This window comes from Motilibacter deserti (assembly GCF_011250635.1).
GTDB lineage: Bacteria > Actinomycetota > Actinomycetes > Motilibacterales > Motilibacteraceae > Motilibacter_A > Motilibacter_A deserti.
In genome coordinates, this window is sequence record NZ_JAANNP010000178.1 from 1 (window position 1) to 2809 (window position 2809).

Annotated in this window: 3 protein-coding genes; 2 read left to right on the forward strand and 1 reads right to left on the reverse strand. The window is 71.5% G+C overall.

The genetic code is table 11. The features are described 5' to 3' along the window. The coding region (gene rfbA / locus G9H71_RS22020) for a glucose-1-phosphate thymidylyltransferase RfbA (RefSeq protein ID WP_166284904.1) at positions 1 to 785 on the reverse strand (785 nt) is incomplete at its 3' end. A 120-nt stretch (positions 786 to 905) separates the two neighbouring features. Between rfbA and rfbB the strand changes: the two genes are divergently transcribed. Further along, positions 906 to 1895: a dTDP-glucose 4,6-dehydratase gene (rfbB, locus tag G9H71_RS22025; protein ID WP_166284905.1), complete on the forward strand. Its 990-nt coding sequence runs from the start codon at positions 906 to 908 to the stop codon at positions 1893 to 1895. After that, positions 1895 to 2785 (forward strand): dTDP-4-dehydrorhamnose reductase, encoded by an 891-nt coding sequence (gene rfbD, locus G9H71_RS22030; protein ID WP_166284906.1) that lies wholly within the window; start codon positions 1895 to 1897, stop codon positions 2783 to 2785. Before rfbB ends, rfbD begins: the two co-directional genes overlap by 1 nt. Positions 2786 to 2809 lie beyond the last annotated feature (24 nt).

The window sequence follows — 2809 nt, forward strand, 5'->3', positions numbered from 1 at the left end:
TCGGAGAGCCAGCCCTCGCGCCAGGCGGCCTCCTCGATGCACCCGATCTTCTGCCCCTGCCGGGCCTCGATGACCCGGACGAACTCGGAGGCCTCGACCATCGAGTCGAACGTCCCGGTGTCGAGCCATGCCGTCCCGCGCGGCAGCACGGTCACCGTGAGCCGGCCGCGGGAGAGGTATTCCTGGTTGACCGCCGTGATCTCGAGCTCGCCGCGTGCGCTCGGCTTGAGGCCGCGGGCGATCTCCACCACCTCGTTGTCGTAGAAGTAGATGCCCGGCACCGCGTAGTTGCTGCGCGGGTCCTCGGGCTTCTCCTCGATGCTGACCGCGACGCCGTCGGCGTCGAACTCGACGACGCCGTAGGCCTTCGGGTCCGCGACGTGGTAGGCGAAGATGCGGCCGCCCTCGATGTCGGCACTGGCCTTCAGCTGCTCGTCCAGGCCGACGCCGTAGAAGAGGTTGTCGCCGAGCACGAGCGCGACCTTCTCGTCCTCGATGAAGTCCGCGCCGATGACGAAGGCCTGCGCCAGCCCCTCCGGCTTGGGCTGCACGGCGTACTCGAGCCGGATGCCGAGATCGGAGCCGTCGCCGAGCAGGCGCCGGAAGCTGTCGGCGTCCTGGGGCGTGGTGATGATGAGGATCTCGCGGATGCCCGCCTGCAGGAGCGTCGTCAGCGGGTAATAGATCATCGGCTTGTCGTAGACCGGCATGAGCTGCTTGCTGATGCCCCGGGTGATGGGGTGCAGCCGCGTGCCGCTGCCGCCGGCCAGGATGATTCCGCGCACGCGACGACCCTAGCGGGCGACACGATGTGGCGTTCGGGTCACGCAGGTAAACAGTGCGTTCTGCGCCCCTCGCCGCCGGTAGGGTCGAGGCGACCGTGGTGTCCCATCTGAGGAGAAGCGTTGTCGGTCTTGGTCACCGGTGGTGCCGGCTTCATCGGCTCGCACTTCGTCCGCACCCTGTTGTCGGGGGGGTACCCGGCGTTCGCCGACACCGACGTCGTCGTCCTCGACAAGCTGACCTACGCGGGGAACCTGGCGAACCTCGACCCCGTGAAGGACAGCCCGCGCCTCACCTTCGTCGAGGGCGACATCCTCGACCCGAAGCTGACCGAGGAGCTCGTCGGTGCGTCCGACGCGGTGGTGCACTTCGCCGCCGAGTCGCACGTCGACCGCTCCATCCTCGGTGCCACCGACTTCGTGATGACGAACGTCGTCGGCACGCAGACGCTGCTCGACGCCGCGCTCCGCACAGGTCTGTCCAAGTTCGTCCACGTCTCCACGGACGAGGTCTACGGCTCGATCGACGAGGGCTCCTGGCCCGAGACGCACCCGCTGGAGCCGAACTCCCCGTACGCGGCGTCCAAGGCCTCCAGCGACCTCATCGCCCGGTCCTACGCGCGCACGCACAAGCTCGACATCAACATCACGCGCTGCTCGAACAACTACGGGCCGTACCAGTTCCCCGAGAAGGTCATCCCGCTGTTCGTCACCAACCTGCTCGACGGCGGGACGGTCCCGCTCTACGGCGACGGGCTCAACGTGCGCGACTGGCTGCACGTCGACGACCACTGCCGGGGCATCGCGCTCGTGCTCGAGAAGGGCCGGCCGGGCGAGGTCTACAACATCGGCGGCGGCACCGAGCTCACCAACAAGGAGCTCACCGGCCTGCTGCTCGAGGCGCTCGGCGCGGACTGGGACCGCGTCGTCCCCGTCGAGGACCGCAAGGGCCACGACCGGCGCTACTCGGTCGACATCTCCAAGATCTCCGCGGAGCTGGGCTACACGCCGCAGGTGCCGTTCAAGCAGGGGCTCGCCGACACGGTGCAGTGGTTCCGCGACAACCGCGCCTGGTGGGAGCCGCTCAAGCAGCGCGCCGCCCTCGCCCGCTGATGCGCTGGCTCGTCACCGGCGCCGGGGGCATGCTCGGGCGCGACCTGGTCGCCGTGCTCGAGGCGGCCGGCGAGCAGGTCGACGCGCGTGACCGGGCCGGCCTCGACGTGCTGGACCCGGACGCGGTGCAGGCTGCCGTGTCCGGGCTCGCCGGCGACGACGGGCCGGGCGTCGTCGTCAACTGCGCAGCCTGGACCGACGTCGACGGGGCCGAGGAGCGCGAGGCCGAGGCGACGCGGGTCAACGGCGAGGCGGTCGCGCTGATCGCCGCCGCCTGCGCGCAGACCGGCGCGCGGCTGCTGCACCCGTCGACGGACTACGTGTTCCCCGGCGACGCCACCGCCCCCTACGCCGAGGACGACCCGACCGCGCCGCTCAACGCGTACGGCCGGAGCAAGCTCGCGGGCGAGCAGGCCGTCCTGCGCCTGCACCCCGAGGGCGGCTACGTCGTCCGCACGGCGTGGCTCTACGGCGAGCACGGTCGCAACTTCGTCGCGACGATGGCCCGGCTCGCCCGTGACAAGGGGCCGGACGGGACGATCGACGTGGTCGACGACCAGCGCGGTCAGCCGACCTGGACGCGCGACCTGGCCGAGCAGCTGCTCGCGCTCGGGCGGGCCGCCGACGCGCCGCGCGGCGTCTACCACGGCACCAGCAGCGGCGAGACGACGTGGCACGGGCTGGCCCGCGCGGTGTTCGAGGAGACCGGCCACGACCCGCAGCGGGTGCTGCCGACCACGAGCGACAAGTTCGTCCGGCCGGCGCCGCGACCGGCCTACAGCGTGCTCGGGCACGAGCGCTGGGCGGCGGCCGGGCTGGAGCCGATCAGGGACTGGCGGGAGGGGCTGGCCGAGGCCATGGCCGAGGCGCCCGGGTTGCGCACGGCCTGAGCCGGCAGCCCGGCTAGCGCGGGG

Excerpts from the sequence above, each read along its gene's own strand:
- rfbD (WP_166284906.1), top strand. The coding sequence starts at position 1,895 with ATGCGCTGGCTCGTCACCGGCGCCGGGGGCATGCTCGGGCGCGACCTG.